Raw genomic sequence first — 19,500 nt, forward strand, 5'->3', positions numbered from 1 at the left:
AAGAGACCCTAAAAAGCTATTGGCTTCAAAGGGTCTCTTGTGGTGTCGGTTTATACTGTGACGGAATTGCTGTCAGCAGTGATGCTGCTTAGTCCGTTCACGGTATATTCTTTGTCATAGATAGTAATAGAAGCTGGAATATCAGTTTCATTCGTAACCGTAACCTGTGCGTCCGAAACGCTTACTTTTAGACGGGAGCCGCGGAACATGATTTTGAAAGAGTACGCTGTCCAGTGACCTGGGTTCGATGGGCTCAGAGTCAGTCTGCCATCATGAACACGTAATCCGCCAAAGCCATGTACGATTGACATCCAAGTTCCGGCCATACTAGTGCTGTGTAAGCCGTCTTCGGTATCATTGTTATAGTTATCAAGATCCAGTCTTGAAGTACGCAGGTACATTTCATAAGCCTTATCCTTATATCCTAGTTCGCTGGCTAGAATAGAGTGGATACAAGGGGATAGGGAGGACTCATGAACAGTGATCGGCTCGTAAAAGTCGAAATTCCGTTTTTTGGTATCCAGATCGTAACGGTCCCCTAGGAAATATAATCCCTGCAGAACGTCCGCTTGTTTAATGAAGCAAGAACGAAGGATACGATCCCAAGACCATTTTTGGTTTAGCGGCAGGTTCTCAGCTGCCAGATCCTTGACTTGAATAATCTCTTTATCTAGGAAGCCATCTTGTTGTAAGAAGATACCCATTTCTTCATCTGCAGGATAATACATTTTGGCAATGATATCATTCCATTTTGCAGTTTCGCTCTCTTGGAGTCCTAGTTTATCAACTAGTTCTGCATAGCGTGTGGATTCGTTCTTTTTCAGATAATCCAGAGCTTCTAAGGTATATTCCATAGTCCAGGAAGCCATCCGGTTGGTGTACCAGTTATTATTTACGTTATTTTCATATTCATTAGGTCCCGTTACGCCAAGCATCACGTATTTGTCTTTACGATTTGCATAGTGAACACGTTCTTCCCAGAAGCGGGAGATTTCCACCAGAACTTCAAGGCCATATTGACCAAGATAAGCTTTGTCTCCTGTGTAGTTCACATAGTTGTAAATCGCATAAGCAATAGCACCGTTACGGTGAATTTCTTCAAATGTAATTTCCCACTCATTGTGGCACTCTTCGCCATTCATTGTAACCATTGGGTACAATGCGCCTTTTGCGAAACCAAGCTTACGAGCATTTTCCTTAGCCTTCTCCAAATGCTTGTAACGGTAGATCAACAGGTTGCGAGCAATAGAGGAGTCTGCTGTACTGAGATAGAAGGGAACGCAATACGCCTCTGTATCCCAGTAAGTGCTGCCGCCGTATTTTTCACCTGTAAAGCCTTTAGGTCCAATGTTCAGACGGTCATCTTCACCATTGTAGGTTTGGTTTAGCTGGAAAATATTGAAACGAATCGCTTGCTGTGCCGAAACGTCACCTTCAATAATGATGTCGCTTTCTTTCCATTTCTCTCTCCAAGCTTCTATTTGTTCTGTCAGAAGGGTTACAAAACCAGCTTCCTTAGCAGCTTGCAAAGCAGTTTGAGCGGCATCGACCAATTGTCCAAGACCGTGATTACGCGAGGTTACGTTAGCAACATATTTATAAATGACGACTTGATCGCCAGATTGTACGGATACATTCATTTTGCTGGCTACATATTTCTCTTGTTCAATAGCTTCAGCATCAGCGTTGACTTTCTCACCATTGACAAGGATATCAAAAGCCATAGCAGAGGTTACATGGAAATCGAGTTTTTTAGTCTTAAGGGTGAGGTGTCCACCTTCAGTGCCTGCTTGCTTCTCAACTTCATTCCAGAATTTCTCGTCGTAGTTGGAATCCTTGTTCTTCACGTCACCGTCGAGATAAGGAGTGATCGTAATCTTGCCTGAGAAATTCACAGGAATGATGGAGTAACGAATAGCACCGATTTCTTGACGAGTCATGCTGACGAATCGGATACTCTCAACTTTAACTTCCTTACCATCTTCGAGTGTGGCAGTGAAACAACGGGAAAGCGTACCTTCCTTCATGTTAAGAACACGACGGAAATCGGAAACCGTACATTTTGCCAGGTCTAAAGGAGTTCCTTCAATGTCGATGTTAATACCGATCCAGTTTGTGCTGTTCAGTACTTTAGCAAAATATTCAGGATAGCCGTTCTTCCACCAGCCGACCCGTGTTTTGTCAGGATAGTACACGCCAGCCATGTAGCTGCCTTGTAGGCTACTTCCACTGTATTGCTCTTCAAAATTAGCTCGACCACCCATAAATCCGTTGCCAAGGCTAAATACACTTTCAGAGATTTCTTGTGTCTGTGGATCAAAGGATTCTTCAATAATGGACCATTCATCAATTGTTAAATATTGTTTCACGATAACCGGCTCCTTTAAATATGTTGTGGGGATATATAATGAACTATATCTCTACTTTGGTGCTTGTGAGTCGCTCCGCTGGCGAAAGGTTGTTACGATCGCTGTTGTCCCCAGATGCTTAAATTTGAAGAATTAAAGGTGAGCATCTGGGGACAAAGGCGAACGCTAGCGCTTCTACACAATCCTTTCGCCATCTCCACTTCAAGCGTACCTCTAGATATACATATTTCATTTATAAGTGGAATGCAGCAGGGCGAATCACATTAACACTTTCAGTTGATTAATGTTCGTTAGACTTTAAGCAAAAGATTTTTTGAGTTGTGACACACTCATATGAGCGAGCGATGGAACGACGATGTTCGCCGCATTGAGCGTTTCCGGTGAACCAATACCAACGCTGAACATTCCAGCACGCGACGCAGCTTCAATTCCTGCTTCTGCATCTTCGAAGACAACACAGTGTTTAGGATCAGCGCCAAGTGCTTTAGCTCCTAAAAGAAAAACTTCCGGATCAGGTTTAGCAGCACTTGTGTGTGTGCCATCGATGATTGCATCAAAGTAAGGGGTCAATCCGGTATTATTTAATATCGTCATTGCGTTCTTACTAGCAGAACCGAGGGCAACTTTGATGCCATTTTCACGGCACTCTTTCAGAAAGTCAAGCGCACCTGGCAGAATCTCTGAGCTGTCCATTTTCGCAATATATTCGACATATCGATTATTCTTTTGTTCCGCAAGCTTAGCTTTCTCTTCTTCATCGATAGTTAGTCCGCCGATTTCCAGCAAAATATTTAGCGAGGCAGTTCTGCTGACTCCTTTAAGGCGTTCGTTATCTTGTTCTGTGAAGAGAAACCCTAATCCATCTGCAAGCTCTTTCCATGCGATATAATGGTATTTGGCAGTATCAACGATAACACCATCCAAATCGAACAAGCAGGCTTTAATTTCAGTCATTGTAGTACCTCCTAAAATTTGTGACAGTATCGTGATCCATTGGGTAATCGTATCTGAATTTGCTTTCAATTCGTATAAGCTTTGCTAAAGATGTTAAGTTTATCTTAACCTCAGATTCGATTATTCACCCTGAAAAGAACTGGATCAAGAAGTTTTAGTAATTTAGCGCAAACGTTTGTACAGATTTTCAAAAAATAAATGAAGCGTTGATCGCTTCACTTATTCATTCGGTTTTGTTCTTAGCATGAGAGTACATGGATGACTCTCTCACGATCAAGCGATGTGGAATAACAAATCGGTTTGTATAACCAGCATCGTGATTCGGACTCTTGATATTCTGGATAAGTACCTGAGATGCAGTGTAGCCAAGATGATAAATTCCAATATCAATACTACTGATCGGAGGGCTGGATAATTCAGATAATGGAATATTGTTAAAGCTCACAATAGCGAGATCGTCAGGCACTTTGTATTTCAGTTCATTCAATCCGCGTAAAATTCCGAACGATACCATATCATCCACTGCAACTAGAGCAGTAGGCCGATTAGGCAAATTCATGAAAAAAGACATCGCTCTATATCCGCTATCCTGTAGAAATTCACCTTCTACAATCCATTCATCACGCATTTCAAGACCGCTATTCAGCAATGCTTTACGGTATCCTGCGAGACGATCGCGAGAAACAATTAGATTAGGCGGTCCACTTACGAAGCCAATACGTTCATGACCCATTGAAATGAGGTGGTTAGTAGCATCATATGCTGCCATCACATTATCGTTATCGACAGATAAAATATTCTCATATCGATCACTTCGGCCTACCAGTACGAATGGATAATCGTTACTCTCTAGAAAATCAATAACAGCATCATCTGTACGAGAGTAAAGCAGAATAACACCATCTACTCGACGACCCTTTAGAAGTCTTGAAACGGCTTCCAATTCTTCCTTCTCGTTTGCTCCGGAGCTAATTAACACGTCGTAGCCGGAACGGCTAGCTTGTGTAACGATCCCTCGGATTAATTCCATAAAAAATAGATTTGAGAACAGCTCTTCAGCTGGTTTAGGAAGACTGAAGCATATGCTATTTGTAGTTTTCGACACTAGACTCTTAGCCATCATGTTAGGTGTATAGCCCATATCTTCCATAATAGCTTTGACCTTGCGGGAAGTTTCCAGGCTGATTCTGGGGTGATTGGACAATACCCGGGATACCGTGGAGGGAGATACTCCCGCTTTCTTGGCCACATCCTTAATGGTAACTGTCATAGAAACCTCCTTATGGAACCGTTTGCTTTACACAGTAATATTAATCTAAGAGTTCTAAATTGTAAATAGATAAAGTCATTTGGAAGGGCAATATTGCTACTTTTGGAAAGAGTATTAGAAATTTATGTGTAAAATTGTTTGTTTTCACCAAAAAAGTATGAATGATTTAGCAAGATTGAACTTAATATGTATAAAAGATATCCGATTTCTTTGAAAGGAGCATTTCGTAAATGCAAACGTGTGGCTTAAATTTTTTGGAACAATTCGATTCGAGGAATGGAATTAGAGAGACATTCAAAAAAAGGGATAAATCCTAAATGGGATTATCAGGTTTACTTTTCTTTATTTTTACTTTTATGATAATTTGAGTTCGTTAAACACATAAAAATACTGGTTGACAATACCATAAATACAGCATTAGTATGTAAATCAAAATATAGCAAGCGTTTACATTGGGCGATTTTGGATCGATATCAGTTGTGTTAAGGAATGAATTTTATGTACTTAGGTTTGTGCACGACTTATTGCAAACGTTTGCACTGATTTCATGATTTTTGTGATGTTCTTTTACTTTGATAAGGATGGTGATGCTGTTAATCTGGTTTGACGAGCCGCACACATAGACCTTCTCCAACCACAGAAGGAAGACGCATGATTTCATAACCTCAGAATAATTGGCGGGGTTCGAGAAATTATGTATCCGCTTGCACAAAGGGAATTCATAATTATGGGAGGTTTTACAAAAATGAAAATAAATTTATGGGGTAAGAGGACGTTCGCGATCTTCATGATCGTTGCTCTTGTGTTCTCCAGTCTTGGCTTACACCCAGTTAAGGTTTCAGCACAAACGACAAAGGTAGTTTTGGTCGGTGATTTGCAATCACAGTTTATTTCTACTGGGGCGGAAAATCCCGGCAAGGATTGGGATGAGACATCAGTAGTCACCCAAATGACTTACTCAGACAATGGGTTGTATTCTTTTACTGGGACTCTGCCAGCAGGAGAATATAATTATAAGGTTGCTCTGAACGATAGTTTTGATGAGAGTTATGGCTACGGAAATTACACCAATCCTAATGGAGTTAATAATAAAGGCGATATCCACATCAAGCTAGAAACAGAAACGACTGTAACCTTTTATTATAATGACATCACTCATAAAATAGCTGATTCTACGTATTACACGCCAATTACGCCTAAATTGACAGGGAACCTGCCAGCAGAGGCATTGTCCACGTTATCAGATCCTGATTTTGATGGTGTGTACAGTACAGTTGTTACTGTGCCGCAGGGAGATTACACATATAAGGTTTCTGTTCCAGGAGCCACAGAAGCAGAGGATATGTCTTATCCAGAAAGCGATCTAGCGTTGAGCCTACCGTTAGATCTTAAGGTAACCTTCAAGTACAATACTGCAGATCACAGTGTGACCGCAGAATATAAAATCCCTACTGAACCTGTAGAGGTTACACCAGTTCCAGCAGGGCACATTCGTGTTCACTACAAAGCTAGTGATTACACTGATAAGGGATTGTGGTTATGGGGTGATGTTGTAAATCCTTCTGATAATTGGGCTATGGGTGCGACCCCTTTCCCTGAAGGACAAATGGATTCTTATGGTGCATATGTTGATGTGCCGATTAAGGATGGGGCTAAGAAAATCTCATTCATCGCACTTCAGCGTGCAAGTGGTGCTAAAGATGGAGGAGATAAGAACTTCTCGATTAATACTCCACAAACTAATGAAGTATGGATCACAGAAGGCTCTGATGTAGTTACGCCTTATGAACCGGTTAAGCTTCCGGCAAATACCGTTCGGATCCATTATATGAGATCAGATTCCAATCAAAGTCAGTATGGATTATGGTTGTGGGAAGATGTAGCAGTTTCACTTAAGGATTGGCCTAAAGATGCAATTCCATTCCAAGCCGATCAAGTAGGTCGCTTTGGTGCTTATATTGATATTCCATTGAAAGAAGCTGCAAAAAAAATTGGGTTTCTCGTAGTGAACCCGTTGAATGGCGATAATAAAGACGGCGGTGACAAAGGATTTACTCTACTGGATCGTTACAACCAGCTGTGGATAAAAGAAGGAGACAACAATGTATATGTTTCACCATTTGGTGAAACACCTATCGGTTTAGTATCTGCTGAAGTGTTGTCGACGAGCAAAATCCTTCTTGGCTTCACGTTAACTGACGGCTTGGATGCAGCAGCATTGAAGAATGAGATTACCGTTAAAGATAAAGACGGTGTTGCTATTCCTGTATCGGCTGTAACCATTACTAGCAAAACTTCAATTGAAGTTGATACAAAAGCCTTTGATCTGGATAAAGTTCCGCTTAGCGTTACTTATTCAGGCAAAACGGTCTCTGCGGCTAGTGGTTGGAGAATGCTTGATGAAATGTACAATTATACAGGAGATGATCTAGGGGCTACGTACAACGCTGACAAAACAGCCACGTTAAAATTGTGGGCTCCTAAAGCTAGCTCGGTTGTCGTAAATGTGTACGATAAGAATGACTCCAACGTGCTTGTGGGCAGTGTTGACTTAACGAGCGGTGAGCAAGGAGTCTGGTCGGTTGATTTGAAGCCGACTGATTTGACAGGCACGACTACAAACGATGTAAGAGGATTCTTTTATCAATATGAAGTGACGAATGACGGTGTAACCAATAAGGTCCTTGATCCTTATGCTAAATCAATGGCGGTATTTACTATGGATACCACAGGTGCAGCTGGTGCTGGCGGGGATACAGTCGGTAAAGCGGCTATCGTTGATTTAAGACAGACGAACCCGGATACCTTTGGTTATGCTGATATTAAAGGCTACGAAAAACGCGAGGACGCAATCATTTATGAAGTCCACGTCAGAGACTTTACATCCGATGTATCGATCGAAGATAGTCTGAGTGGCGAAAGATGGGGCTCTTATAGCGCTTTTGAAAAGAAGCTCGATTATATTAAATCTCTCGGTGTAACTCATATTCAATTACTTCCTGTAATGGCTTGGTATTACGGGGATGAGACGAAGATGGGGACTAGAGAAACAGAATATTCCGCTAAAAACAATGAATACAACTGGGGATATGATCCTCACAACTACTTCTCTCCAGATGGTGCTTATTCGCAGAAACCTGCTGATCCTGAGGCACGGATTAAAGAATTAAAAGGTTTGATTGACTCCGTACATGAAGCTGGAATGGGTGTCATTCTGGATGTAGTGTACACACATATGGCTAAAAAAGAATTCTTAAACGACATCGTACCTAATTACTACGCGTTCCAAGATGCAAATGGCAACTTTATCGGAGGTTTCGGAAACAATCTGGCCACTAACCATAAAATGGCTGAGAAGTTGATGGTTGATTCCGTGAAATACTGGTTTGAAGAGTACAAGATAGATGGAATGCGCTGGGATATGATGGGCGATGCGACAGCGGAGGCTGTTCAGAATGCTTATGATGCCGCGGCAGAAATTAATCCGAAGGCACTTTTTATCGGTGAAGGCTGGAGAACATTCGGCGGTGCCGCAGCCGATCCTTCCCTTGCTGGAAAAGGGGCAGATCAGGACTGGATGGATAAAACGGATAGCGTCGGTGTTTTCTCTGATGAATTCCGTAATGAATTGAAATCTGGATATGGTTCCGAAGGTCAACCTAGATTTATTACAGGCGGAGCGCGTCCAATAGCGACAATCTTTAACAATATTAAGGCGGAGCCCTCAAATACGCCTGCTGATGATCCAGGTGATATCGTTCCGTACATCGAAGCGCATGATAACCTGACGCTGCACGATGTTATTGCACAAACGATCAAGAAAGATCCTGCTATTGAGAAGAATGAGCTTGAAATCCAGAAACGGATTAGACTTGGAAACATGCTTGTTCTAACCTCCCAAGGCACTGCCTTCATTCATGCAGGCCAGGAATATGGGCGTACCAAGCAATGGAATAGCACTTCGATTCCTCAGGATAAATACACTGAAATGTTTGATAGTGAAGGCAAATCCTTTGGTTATTTTATTCATGATTCGTATGATTCTTCGGATGCTGTCAACATGTTTGATTGGACTAAAGCAACGGATGAATCACAATTCCCAGTACAGAATACGACAAGAAAATATACGTCAGGTCTGATGGAATTGAGAAAGTCTACCGATGCATTCCGATTGGGCGACAAGGATCTGGTTGATTCCAATGTTAACCTAATTCCTGCACCAGAAATGAAGACCGATGATCTTGTCATTGGCTATTCAAACAAAGCTACTGATGGCACAGGTATCTATTATGTCTTCATGAATGGCGATAGCACAGCTAGAACTCTGACTTTATCGGAGGATTTGACGAGTGGTCAGGTGCTTGTTGACAATGATGAAGCTGGTGTTACTGCGGTTAGTCAACAGAGTGGTTTCATTTTAAATGCTAATTCAATCAAGCTAGATCCTTTGACTGCAGTAATTATCAAAATGGAAGCTGAAGCCGCTACGCTTACTTCTATAGAGACCGATAGTGCAAGCTACACGCTGGCAGCAGGCAATACGCATCAAACAGCTGTTTTTGCGAAGTACGACGACAACAGCAGAAGAAATGTTACGCAATTGGCTACTTATACTTCCAATAAGCCTGAAGTGGCTACAGTAACCAATAAAGGTCAAGTGAAGGCAATTGGTAATGGAACAGCTGTAATTACCATCACTTATGGCGGTATTTCTACAACTGTTACCGTAAAGGTTACTGATAAGAGATATGTCCAATTTACCTATAATCGTAGTGATAAGGATTATAAGGATTGGAACATCTGGGTCTGGAATACAGGAGTTAAAAATGATCAGATTGATTTTACAACCTTTAAGAATGGCACAGCGAGTGTTTTGATTGAGGTTGCTGAGAATGCGACAAGTGTAGGGTTCGTCATTCGTAAAGGTGAAGGGGATGATCCTTGGAAGTATAAGGATGCATACGGGGATGACCGTATCATTCCGCTGACGCCTGGTGAATTATTCACTAAAGTGAACGTTACTAGCGGGGTGAAGGAGTTTGATATCAAACCAAGTATTAGCGGTCCTATCCTTAAGGATGGAACGATTACTTTTAGATATCGCGATGATGCCTTGTTCCGTAATGGAAATATGGATGGGATCACAGCTGCAAAAGTAAAAGTGAATGGAAAAACATATCCAATGGTTTATGATTCCGCTAACGAGTGGTTCACTTACACGTTGACTGATTTAGTAGAAGGTACGTATAAGTATACGTTCTTGATCACGAAAAACGGAATCACTACTGAATTTACAGATCCTAAGAATACAGTCAATGATGAATCTATTGTTGTGTATCATATTCCTGACGTTAAGATTACGACATCCGTGAATCCGGAAGCAGTTACATCTAATCAGAATGCGGTTGTAACCATCAATGTAGTGACTTCAGAGGAGGTAACATATTCAGAGGGATACATGGATTTAACCAATCTTGGTGGACCAAGCAAAGTTAAGCTGGATACGGGGCTGATGAAACAGACAGTTGCTGTGAAGGACACGGTGTCAGCGGGGATCAAAAATATTCCGATTACGCTCGTGGACCAGTATGGAAATTCACATAAAGAAAATGCTAAACTCGAGGTAAAAGCGAGAACCTACACAGGTGATAAGCTGGATTTTGATTGGGATGAGGCTCGTATATACTTCGCGCTTACAGACCGCTTCAAAGACGGAGATCCAACAAATAATGAGAATGTAGATAAAGATCAACTGGAAGCATACCACGGTGGTGATTTCCGAGGAATGATCGACAATCTCGATTATTTGCAAGAACTTGGTATTAACACGCTTTGGATTACGCCAATTGTAGATAATATTGATTTTAATAAAGGTGATGGCTTCAAACAATACGGATATCATGGCTATTGGGCCAAGGATTTTACAAAGCTCGACGAGCATCTTGGTGATATGGAGACCTTCAAGGAATTGATCGAAAAGGCACATGACAAGGGCATCAAGATCATGGTCGACGTTGTACTCAATCATACGGGCTACGGTTTAAAGGCTGAGGATAAAGAGCCGACGATTACAGCTGAGGATAAAGCACGTTTTGAAGGAATGCTTCGTACGGATGGTGTATCCGCGGATACAGATCCAATCAAAGGCGAGCTTGCAGGATTGCCGGATTTCAAAACGGAAGATCCAGCCGTTCGTGAAAAAATTATCGCTTGGCAAACAGGGTGGTTAGATAACGCTCGGACGGAACGTGGAGATACGATTGACTATTTCCGTGTGGATACAGTCAAACATGTAGAAGATACAACTTGGAAAGCATTTAAAAATGCACTGACTTCAATTGATCCAAACTTCAAAATGACCGGTGAATACTTTGGCGGAACCATTGATAGCAATGGTGGAATGCTCGAAACAGGCCAGATGGACGGACTGCTCGATTTTGGATTTAATGATGCTGCGAAAGACTTTACTGATGGTAAAGTTAACAGTGTTGATTCCTATTTGCAGGAACGAGAGTTAAAGATTGATAACACGAAGATGATGGCTCAATTCCTGAGTAGTCATGATGAGGATGGCTTCTTGTCTAATTATGTGGATGGAGATAAAGGCAAGCTGAAAATCGCAGCCGCTCTGCAAATCACAGCCAAGGGACAGCCAGTCATTTACTACGGAGAAGAACTGGGGAAATCGGGCAAAAATGCAGGAGACATGTCTAAAGGTGAGTTCAGCGAGAACCGTAAAGACATGCCTTGGGATCAGTTGACTGCAGAAAAGCCACTTCATGATCATTATCAGAAGCTGTTGAATATCCGTGCAAAATACTCCAAAGTGTATTCCAAAGGTACGCGCACGAAGCTGGCAGGTTCAGATGATTTAGGTTATTTAGCCTTCAATAAGTCTTACGATAATGAGAACGTCGTGACGGTTATTAACACTAAGACAAGTGAGGAATCCGCAACGATTCCGGTACCGTTTGCTGCCAGTTCATCTGTAAAGGATGAGTACAGCGGTAAAACATACACGGTATCCGAAGATCAAAAAGTAATCATTGATCTACCAGGTAGAGATGATGGGGGTACGGTTATTCTGGTAGAGGCATCGGATGTAACACCGACACCAACACCAACGGCGTCACCAGAGGCAACCCCGACACCAACAGTGTCGCCAGAAGCAACACCGACACCAACGAAGACACCAGAAGCAACGCCAACACCAACGAAGACACCAGAAACAACACCAACACCAACAGTGTCGCCAGAAGCAACACCGACACCAACAGTGACACCAGAAGTAACACCAATACCAACGCCGTCGCCTGAAGTAACAAATTCACCAACTTCTGGAAGCGTGGCAGTTAGCCCAACAACTCCTGCTGATATGCAAGTTGTCAGTGAGGATAGCTTAAAGAACGTGAAAGAGGGTAAGGTAGAGATTGTTATTGCTGCAGGTAAGACAGCGGTATTGTTACCGTTGCAAGCAGCAAAAACATTGGGATCTAATGATCTAGTATTTAAAGTGGGGGATCTATTGGTTACTATCCCTAACAAACTGTTAAGCACAATACCAAGTTTAGCTTCAGGTGTGGATACGGAAGGTGCTCATATCCTGTTGGAGCTGAAACCATTGGTCCAGTCTGCTACAAAAGCATTAGTCGATGGTTTAAACAAAGAGGTGGGGACCGTAACTTCGCTTTCCGATGTGTTTGAACTGAGACTTAGCGTTCTGAAGAAAGATGGTACCCGGATTGTAGTTAAGAAGTTCGATGAGCCAATCACAATATCGTTTAAGATTAAAGGTCAATCGAATAAAGATCTATTGGGGATTTACTATTTAGGAGATAATGGCGAGCTTGAGTACGTAGGTGGACAGCTGAAGGGAGACGTGATATCCACACAAGTCACGCACTTTAGTAAATATGCCGTACTTGAGATTGTGAAGTCGTTTAAGGATGTTCCAACTACTTATTGGGCATTCCATGCCATTCAGTCTCTTGCTGCAAAACAAATTATTTCAGGGGTTACGACAACCGAATTTAATCCGAAGAGCAATGTTAGTCGTGCGGAATTTACCGCATTACTAGTTCGTGCACTTGGTTTAAATGCGGAAGGACCAGTTCAATTTACTGATATCAAGTCAGATGCATGGTATTCATCATACGTAGCAACAGCGTCTAAGCTGGGCATTGTTAGTGGTCGAAGCAAGGATACTTTTGCGCCGAATGCTTCCATTACCCGTGAGGAAATGGCTATCATGGTGATCCGTGCGCTTGAAGTGAAGTCTGGTAAGAAGATCGAACCAGCAGTGGGTGTCACGACATTTGCAGATGCATCTAGCATTAGCAAGTGGGCAGATAGCTACGTGAAGACAGCAGCAGGTCTAGGGCTTCTCCAAGGCAGAGAGAACAATCAATTTGCTCCAAAAGGGTGGATGACCCGCGCCGAAAGCGCACAGATTATTTATACACTACTGAGCAAGTAAATTGGACTTCGGTGTGCTGATTGTTAGTGCACCGAAGTATTAGTAATTGGCTAGTAATGTGACAGTCATTCTTAGTCATCTCTAATAGAAAACAGGGTATCCCACAGCTATCATAGCTAGTGAGATACCCTGTTTTGTTATGTTTTATACGGCCAAAGGCATTTAAATCTAGTTGATTGCTTTAAGTATAGCGAAACCATAAGCAGGCATCTTCACGTTCAGCTTGCCACGCTCAGCACGCACTGTATCGGCCGTGAACAAGTTCTCCCAATTTCGCTCGTCTACGTCAATACGGAACGTTTGGGCGGTCTCTTCGCTATTGATCAGTACAACTATAGTCTCAAGATCCAATCGGCGCTCATAGGCTATCTTACTGCCTTGTCGACCTGCCTCTAAGAAAGTAAATGTCCCCGTACGAAGTGCAGGTTGCTCATTGCGGATTTGAATGAGCTGACGGTAGAATTCGAACAGATCACGATCCTGCTTCTCAGGGTTCCACTCCATGCATTTACGACAACCTGGATCACCTTCACCGTCCATTCCGAACTCGTCGCCATAATAGATACAAGGAGTACCCATAAAGGTGAACTGGAATAGTGCAGCTAATCGCATTTTATTTTTGTCCCCAGCAGCCAGCGTAAGTAAGCGTGGAGTGTCATGACTATCTAACAGATTGAAGGCAACTTCACTTGCTTGCAGTGGGTAGCGCGATAACTGTCTACCAATAGAGTTGGCAAACCCCTCTGCATCAAGGTTACCATGAACAAAAAAGTCTAAGACAGCATCAGTGAAGGGATAGTTCATGACGGCATCGAATTTATCACCCTCCAGCCACGGAGCAGACTCATGCCAGATTTCTCCAAGGATGTAGGCCTCCGGATTAGCGCGCTTTACCACCTTGCGGAATTCACGCCAGAAATCATGATCTACTTCATTGGCTACGTCGAGGCGCCAACCATCGATTCCAACTTCTGTAATCCAGAATTCAGCGACCTTTAGTAAGTACTCTTTAACTTCAGGATGTTCGGTATTAAGCTTTGGCATATGTGGTTCAAAGGCAAAAGTATCATAAGTAGGAATCCCGTTTACAACTTGAAGCGGAAACTCACGAATATGGAACCAGTCTTTGTAAATGGAGTCTTCTCCCTTTTCCTGAACATCTAAAAATGGAGCGAAGGTTCCACCGGAGTGATTGAATACTGCGTCTAACAGCACACGAATACCACGTTTATGGCAGAGTTCGACGAGTTTTTTTAACGTTGCAATATCCCCGAAATGCGGATCAACTTTCATGTAATCTTCTGTATCGTATTTATGATTAGTAGTTGCAGTGAAGAGTGGTGTGAAATAAATAGCATTGATGCCAAGCTCGTTAAGATGATCCAGATGATCAATAACCCCTTGCAGATCGCCGCCAAAAAAGTTGGTTGGTGTTGGCTCTGCTCCCCATGGCTGAACATCTTTTGGATCAAGGCTAGGGTCGCCATTTGCAAAGCGTTCAGGGAAGATCTGATAGAAAACAGCATCCTTTACCCAGGCAGGTGGAGTGAACACATCAACAGGGTTAATAAATGGGAACTCGAAAAGCTTGTTTGGATTTTCTGGCCGGTTCGTTTGAAAATCATTTTCGGTCATCCAAACTTTCTCGTTATCCTTTTGCAGTAAGAATCCGTATTTCAATCGGCGATAGATGGGAACTGAAGCACATTCCCAATAATCGAACATAGCATCAGAGGTGAAGAGGGTCATGGGAATTAGCTCTTTCGTGGTATCCCAAGTGTACTTATCCCCTGCAAAAGCAAATACTTCTGTTAAATCCCCTTTTTTAGCGCGGAGACGCAAGTGAATCGTACTCTCATTATAGGCATAAGACCAATTTAACCGCGGGCGATGGTACACAGCTTCCAGTAACATGAATAAGTCCTCCTAAAGTTTTGTAAGCGATACTTCCCTGACCAGCTTCGGCAAAACTACTTCGAAAGCATATGCTTAGTTTTGTAAGCGATACTTCCCTGAGCAGCTTCGGCAAAATTAACTCGAAAGTATACGCTTAAGTTGTGTGAGCGATACTTTCCCGAACCATTCACCACAGCGCGTGGGTTTTAGAATGTCGCTATTGTTATTGGTTGCACAGTTTTTTATGCAACATGCGCAAATGATGAGACAAACTTGCACATAACAAAGAGGCACAACCGCCGCGAAGTAGCTTGTCCGAGGTTGTACCTTTCATAAGTAACATTGCCTTTTAGTTATATAGAACAGGAGGCAGACAATAGATGCAATGATTCATGTTGGGTTGCCTCTTAACGATTTGGATTATAGCATGGAATAAAAGGGCTTTCAATACTCTTGTTCAAACCATTGCACAAATTTTCACTTGAGTATATGAGCGTTTCTACTGCCCGATAATTGTAAATCTACTGGAAAAGTGAATTTGTGGTATATCAGGGGCAAATAAAATAGTAATTCCATTTTTAAACACATGAATAATCGACTAATTAAAAGATATCATGTGAAAAATGGAGATAAATGCCTATAGTGTTTATCAATTAATGGAAAATGGTCAAATATGGTATGTGCAAACGTTTTTAAAAACAAACGATACTGTTGTATGATGTATTCATGAATGAAGCGCTTTCTTGCACTGCGAAATGCAGCTCAAGAAGGAGCGAGCTAAAAGAATAACTTTTTTTTTAGCTTTTCTGAAATCGTTTGCGCAAATTTCTTGCTCTACTATTTTATCATCTTATGCTTTTTTAAAATTGGGAGGGGTTAAAGTAATGAAGTTAAAAAAAGTGATGGTTATCACCGCTGCTGTCTCTATGGCACTGTCCGTTACAGCGTGTGGTTCGAGCAACAATGGGAATGCCGGGGGAAACAATGCAGCAAAAGCTACTAATGCTGCTAACAACACTACAGAGACTGCAGCGCCAGAGACCACAGATGCAGCAGCAACAGAAGAAATTGTACCTGAAGATGGAGCGACACTAGTTGTATGGGAAAGTAAGGAAGAAAGACCATTCGCAGATGAAATTGCTAAGCAGTTCACAGCAAAATATAACGTTCCAGTTAAGATTGAAGAGTTGGCACCACCAGATCAAGTAACTAAACTTACGCAAGATGGTCCTTCAGGATTAGCAGCAGACGTTGTTCTTATCCCTCACGACAACTTAGGTAAAGCGGCAAGTGCGAGCTTGGTTCTTCCTAATGACGTCTTCGGTGAAGAAACAAAAGCTAGCAATACTGAAGCTTCAATTATCGGATCTTCGTACGATGGCGAATTGTATGGCTACCCAAGAGCAGCAGAAACTTATGCATTGTTCTACAATAAATCACTCGTTAAAGAAGCACCTAAGTCTTTCGACGATGTTCTTGCTTTCAGCAAAACATTCACAGATAAATCCAAGAACAGATACGGAATTATGTGGGAAGTAGGAAACCTGTACTTCAACTACATGTTTATCGCTTCTGATGGTGGATATCTATTCGGTAAGGACGGTACAGATAAAGATGACATCGGACTTGCTAATGAAGGAGCTGTTGCAGGACTTAAAGAATTTGTGAAAATGAAAGAAGCATTGCCAATTAAGAGCGGAGATATCAATAGTGACATCAAACGCAGCTTGTTCAACTCAGGTGATGTAGCGATGGATATTACTGGTCCTTGGGAGCTTGGAGGATACAAAGCAGCTCTTGGAGATAACCTTGGTATCGCACCGATCCCTACAGTAAATGGCAAAACAGCTATTACATTCTCTGGTATCAAAATTTTCGCAGTTAACTCGTTTACTCAATATCCGAATGCTGCTAAATTGTACGCTCATTTTGCATCAAGCAAAGACGCTCAATTGTTATTGAACAAAACGATCGGTTCTGTTCCTACAAACAACGAAGCGCTTCTTGATCCACAAATCGTTAATGATCCATTCGTATCCGCTTTTGCAGCACAAGCTAAGAGTTCCCAGCCAATGCCTTCTATCCCTGAAATGGGTAACGTTTGGAGCCCTGTAAATGCAGCGCTTCCAGAAATTTGGGATAAAAATGTGGATCCAAAAGCAGCAATGGACAAAGCCGTTCAACAAATCAAAGATTTGAACAACAGTTCATCGCAATAAGGATCATAAATCACAGTCTTAACAGCATACAGTGAATCAAGCTGCCCGTCGCATGTTTAGCGGAGGGCAGCTTCTTATTTTCACTCGGAGAGGAGAACGGAAGCGAAATGCAGCGACATCGCACGAGGGCCGCAGTACTGTCGACGATTTTCATGGGATTGGGACAAATATATAACCGCCAATTCATCAAAGGAATCATGTTTTTAGTTGTAGAAGCCGCCGCTGTTTATTATTTTATTCAGAATCTTGCTACTGCTTTATGGGGTTTTGTCACACTAGGAGAGAACCCTAGCCGTTTGGTAAAAGTAAAAGGCATCGCTAAGATGGTAGCTGGGGATCACTCGATTTATATTTTGATTCAAAGCTTGATCACCATTCTAATGCTTATCATCATAATCCTCGCTTGGTATTTGAACATTAAAGATGCTTATAAGACTGGAGAGAAACGCGATAACGGTCTTCAGGCAAACACCTTTAAACAAAGTGTTCGCTATATACTGGATTATAAGTTCGCTCAGACGTTCTTGGTCTTGCCGGGTATTGGTGTTCTATTCTTTACGATCATGCCAATCATCTTCATGATCCTGCTGGCGTTTACGAACTATTCCGCACCTGATCATCTTCCACCCGCTAAATTGGTTGACTGGGTTGGATTTCAGACTTTCCGAAATTTATTAGTTCTCAAAACATGGAGCCACACTTTTTATGGTGTATTAACATGGACGATTATATGGGCAGTTCTTTCGACGATCACTACATATTTCGGAGGACTATTGGTAGCCTTATTGGTGAGCCAAAAAGGTATTCGTTTCAAAGGAATGTGGAGAGTTATTCTGATTGTACCTTACGCAGTACCGCAGTTAATCTCTTTACTGCTCATGCGCAATTTATTTAACGGTCAATTCGGTCCCATCAACCAATACCTTGGGTATTTTGGAATGGGTGGATTACCATGGTTGACAGATCCATTCTGGGCTAAGGTTACCGTAATTATTGTTAACATGTGGGTTGGTATTCCAGTCTCGATGTTACTTATTATGGGCGTACTGACTACAATTCCTCGGGATATGTATGAAGCCGCTGAGGTGGATGGAGCATCAGGTTATCAGAAGTTCCGTATCGTTACGTTACCAATGGTATTGTTCTCCACAGCGCCTACTTTAATTACACAATTCGCAGGTAACATTAACAACTTTAATGCGATCTTCCTATTGACAGGCGGTAGTCCTGTAAATGGTGATTATCAATATGCCGGTTCCACGGACTTGCTAGTAACCTGGCTATACAAATTAACACTTGATCAGAATAAAAACAACATGGCTTCGGCAATAGGGATTATTATCTTTATCATTGTTGCTTCATTCTCCCTGTACAATTACCGCCGGACGAAATCATTCAAAGAGGAGGATATGATCCAATGAGCAGAAAGATCGCGAACTTTATTCGCTTAAGTGGTAGTTACATCATCTTGATTGCTTTGTCGATAGCGGCACTCTATCCGGCCCTCTGGATTCTGTTTGCTTCCTTCCGGCCTGGTAAATCACTGTACAGTAAATCGTTTATCCCTGAGCAATTCACCTTTGATCACTACAGAGAATTGTTCACGTCACCAAGCTATATGTTTGGAACTTGGTATGCGAATACATTGAAGATAGCTATATTCTCCATGCTTATCGGTGTAGTTCTTACCTTGTTAACCAGTTATGCAGTATCCAGATTCCGTTTTAAAGCGCGTAAAACAGCGTTATCTACGGTTCTGATTCTTGGTATGTTCCCTGGTTTTATGAGTATGATTGCCATTTATATGCTCCTTAAGGAGTTTAATTTGCTGGATACACATATTGCCTTGATTATCGTCTATGCAGCCGGGGCGCCGCTGGGGGGAACCTTTATCGCCAAAGGCTTCCTCGACACGATTCCTCGTTCTTTGGATGAGGCGGCTCGAATAGACGGGGCGAGTAATTTCGGGATCTTTATGCGAGTGATTCTTCCCTTGTCACGTCCTATGATCACTTACATGGCACTGACTCAGTTTGTCGGTCCTTGGGTCGATTTCATTTTCGCCAGACTTATTTTGCGGACAAAGGAGAACTGGACCGTCGCGGTCGGAATGTGGGATATGGTTAACACGAACCAAAACACTAACTTCACCTTATTCTCTGCCGGTGCTGTTCTGATCTCTATCCCGATTATGATTTTGTTTGTATTCTTGCAACGTCTGCTTGTTGATGGATTGACTGCAGGAGCTAGTAAGGGGTAACAATTTCGCTTCATACTAAAGAATGAACTGGGTACAGCCTTTGTACAGAAATGGAA

The 19,500-nt window shown here is 42.2% G+C and carries 8 protein-coding genes; 4 read left to right on the top strand and 4 right to left on the bottom strand.

What is annotated here, in order from left to right; genetic code table 11:
* Window positions 1-50 precede the first annotated feature (50 nt).
* From NST34_RS08455 to NST34_RS08465, 3 genes are all read right to left on the bottom strand, one after another.
* Complete coding sequence (locus NST34_RS08455) at window positions 51-2,369, bottom strand: glycoside hydrolase family 65 protein (protein ID WP_076284195.1); 2,319 nt, start codon at window positions 2,367-2,369, stop codon at window positions 51-53.
* Window positions 2,370-2,666: 297 nt separating this feature from the next.
* Window positions 2,667-3,323 (bottom strand): beta-phosphoglucomutase, encoded by a 657-nt coding sequence (gene pgmB, locus NST34_RS08460; RefSeq protein WP_042186321.1) that lies wholly within the window; start codon window positions 3,321-3,323, stop codon window positions 2,667-2,669.
* A 223-nt stretch (window positions 3,324-3,546) separates the two neighbouring features.
* The gene (locus tag NST34_RS08465; RefSeq protein WP_042186323.1) at window positions 3,547-4,593 is read right to left on the bottom strand and encodes a LacI family DNA-binding transcriptional regulator; all 1,047 of its coding nucleotides are present in this window, start codon (window positions 4,591-4,593) and stop codon (window positions 3,547-3,549) included.
* Window positions 4,594-5,338: 745 nt separating this feature from the next.
* On the opposite strand from NST34_RS08465, the gene NST34_RS08470 reads away from it, so the two are divergent.
* Window positions 5,339-13,069: a pullulanase gene (locus NST34_RS08470; protein ID WP_341127556.1), complete on the top strand. Its 7,731-nt coding sequence runs from the start codon at window positions 5,339-5,341 to the stop codon at window positions 13,067-13,069.
* A 168-nt stretch (window positions 13,070-13,237) separates the two neighbouring features.
* Here the strand turns inward: NST34_RS08470 and NST34_RS08475 are convergent, their stop codons facing one another.
* Window positions 13,238-14,983 carry an alpha-glycosidase gene (locus NST34_RS08475; RefSeq protein ID WP_076300000.1) on the bottom strand — a complete coding sequence of 582 codons (1,746 nt, stop codon included), beginning with the start codon at window positions 14,981-14,983 and terminating at the stop codon, window positions 13,238-13,240.
* 866 nt (window positions 14,984-15,849) lie between these two features.
* On the opposite strand from NST34_RS08475, the gene NST34_RS08480 reads away from it, so the two are divergent.
* The 3 genes from NST34_RS08480 to NST34_RS08490 all read left to right on the top strand — a co-directional run bounded on the left by NST34_RS08480 (window position 15,850) and on the right by NST34_RS08490 (window position 19,444).
* Window positions 15,850-17,184, top strand: a complete 1,335-nt coding sequence (locus NST34_RS08480) for a sugar ABC transporter substrate-binding protein (protein ID WP_341127557.1) — start codon at window positions 15,850-15,852, stop codon at window positions 17,182-17,184.
* A gap of 107 nt (window positions 17,185-17,291) precedes the next feature.
* Window positions 17,292-18,605 carry a sugar ABC transporter permease gene (locus NST34_RS08485; RefSeq protein WP_042125830.1) on the top strand — a complete coding sequence of 438 codons (1,314 nt, stop codon included), beginning with the start codon at window positions 17,292-17,294 and terminating at the stop codon, window positions 18,603-18,605.
* The gene (locus tag NST34_RS08490; RefSeq protein ID WP_339269869.1) at window positions 18,602-19,444 is read left to right on the top strand and encodes a sugar ABC transporter permease; all 843 of its coding nucleotides are present in this window, start codon (window positions 18,602-18,604) and stop codon (window positions 19,442-19,444) included. Before NST34_RS08485 ends, NST34_RS08490 begins: the two co-directional genes overlap by 4 nt.
* The last annotated feature ends 56 nt before the right edge of the window (window positions 19,445-19,500 follow it).

Origin of the sequence: Paenibacillus sp. FSL H7-0714 (genome assembly GCF_038003765.1) — a bacterium.
GTDB lineage: Bacteria > Bacillota > Bacilli > Paenibacillales > Paenibacillaceae > Paenibacillus_AQ.

Excerpts from the sequence above, each read along its gene's own strand:
- NST34_RS08475 (WP_076300000.1), bottom strand. The coding sequence starts at position 14,983 with ATGTTACTGGAAGCTGTGTACCATCGCCCGCGGTTAAATTGGTCTTAT.
- pgmB (WP_042186321.1), bottom strand. The coding sequence starts at position 3,323 with ATGACTGAAATTAAAGCCTGCTTGTTCGATTTGGATGGTGTTATCGTT.
- NST34_RS08470 (WP_341127556.1), top strand. The coding sequence starts at position 5,339 with ATGAAAATAAATTTATGGGGTAAGAGGACGTTCGCGATCTTCATGATC.
- NST34_RS08485 (WP_042125830.1), top strand. The coding sequence starts at position 17,292 with ATGCAGCGACATCGCACGAGGGCCGCAGTACTGTCGACGATTTTCATG.
- NST34_RS08480 (WP_341127557.1), top strand. The coding sequence starts at position 15,850 with ATGAAGTTAAAAAAAGTGATGGTTATCACCGCTGCTGTCTCTATGGCA.
- NST34_RS08465 (WP_042186323.1), bottom strand. The coding sequence starts at position 4,593 with ATGACAGTTACCATTAAGGATGTGGCCAAGAAAGCGGGAGTATCTCCC.
- NST34_RS08490 (WP_339269869.1), top strand. The coding sequence starts at position 18,602 with ATGAGCAGAAAGATCGCGAACTTTATTCGCTTAAGTGGTAGTTACATC.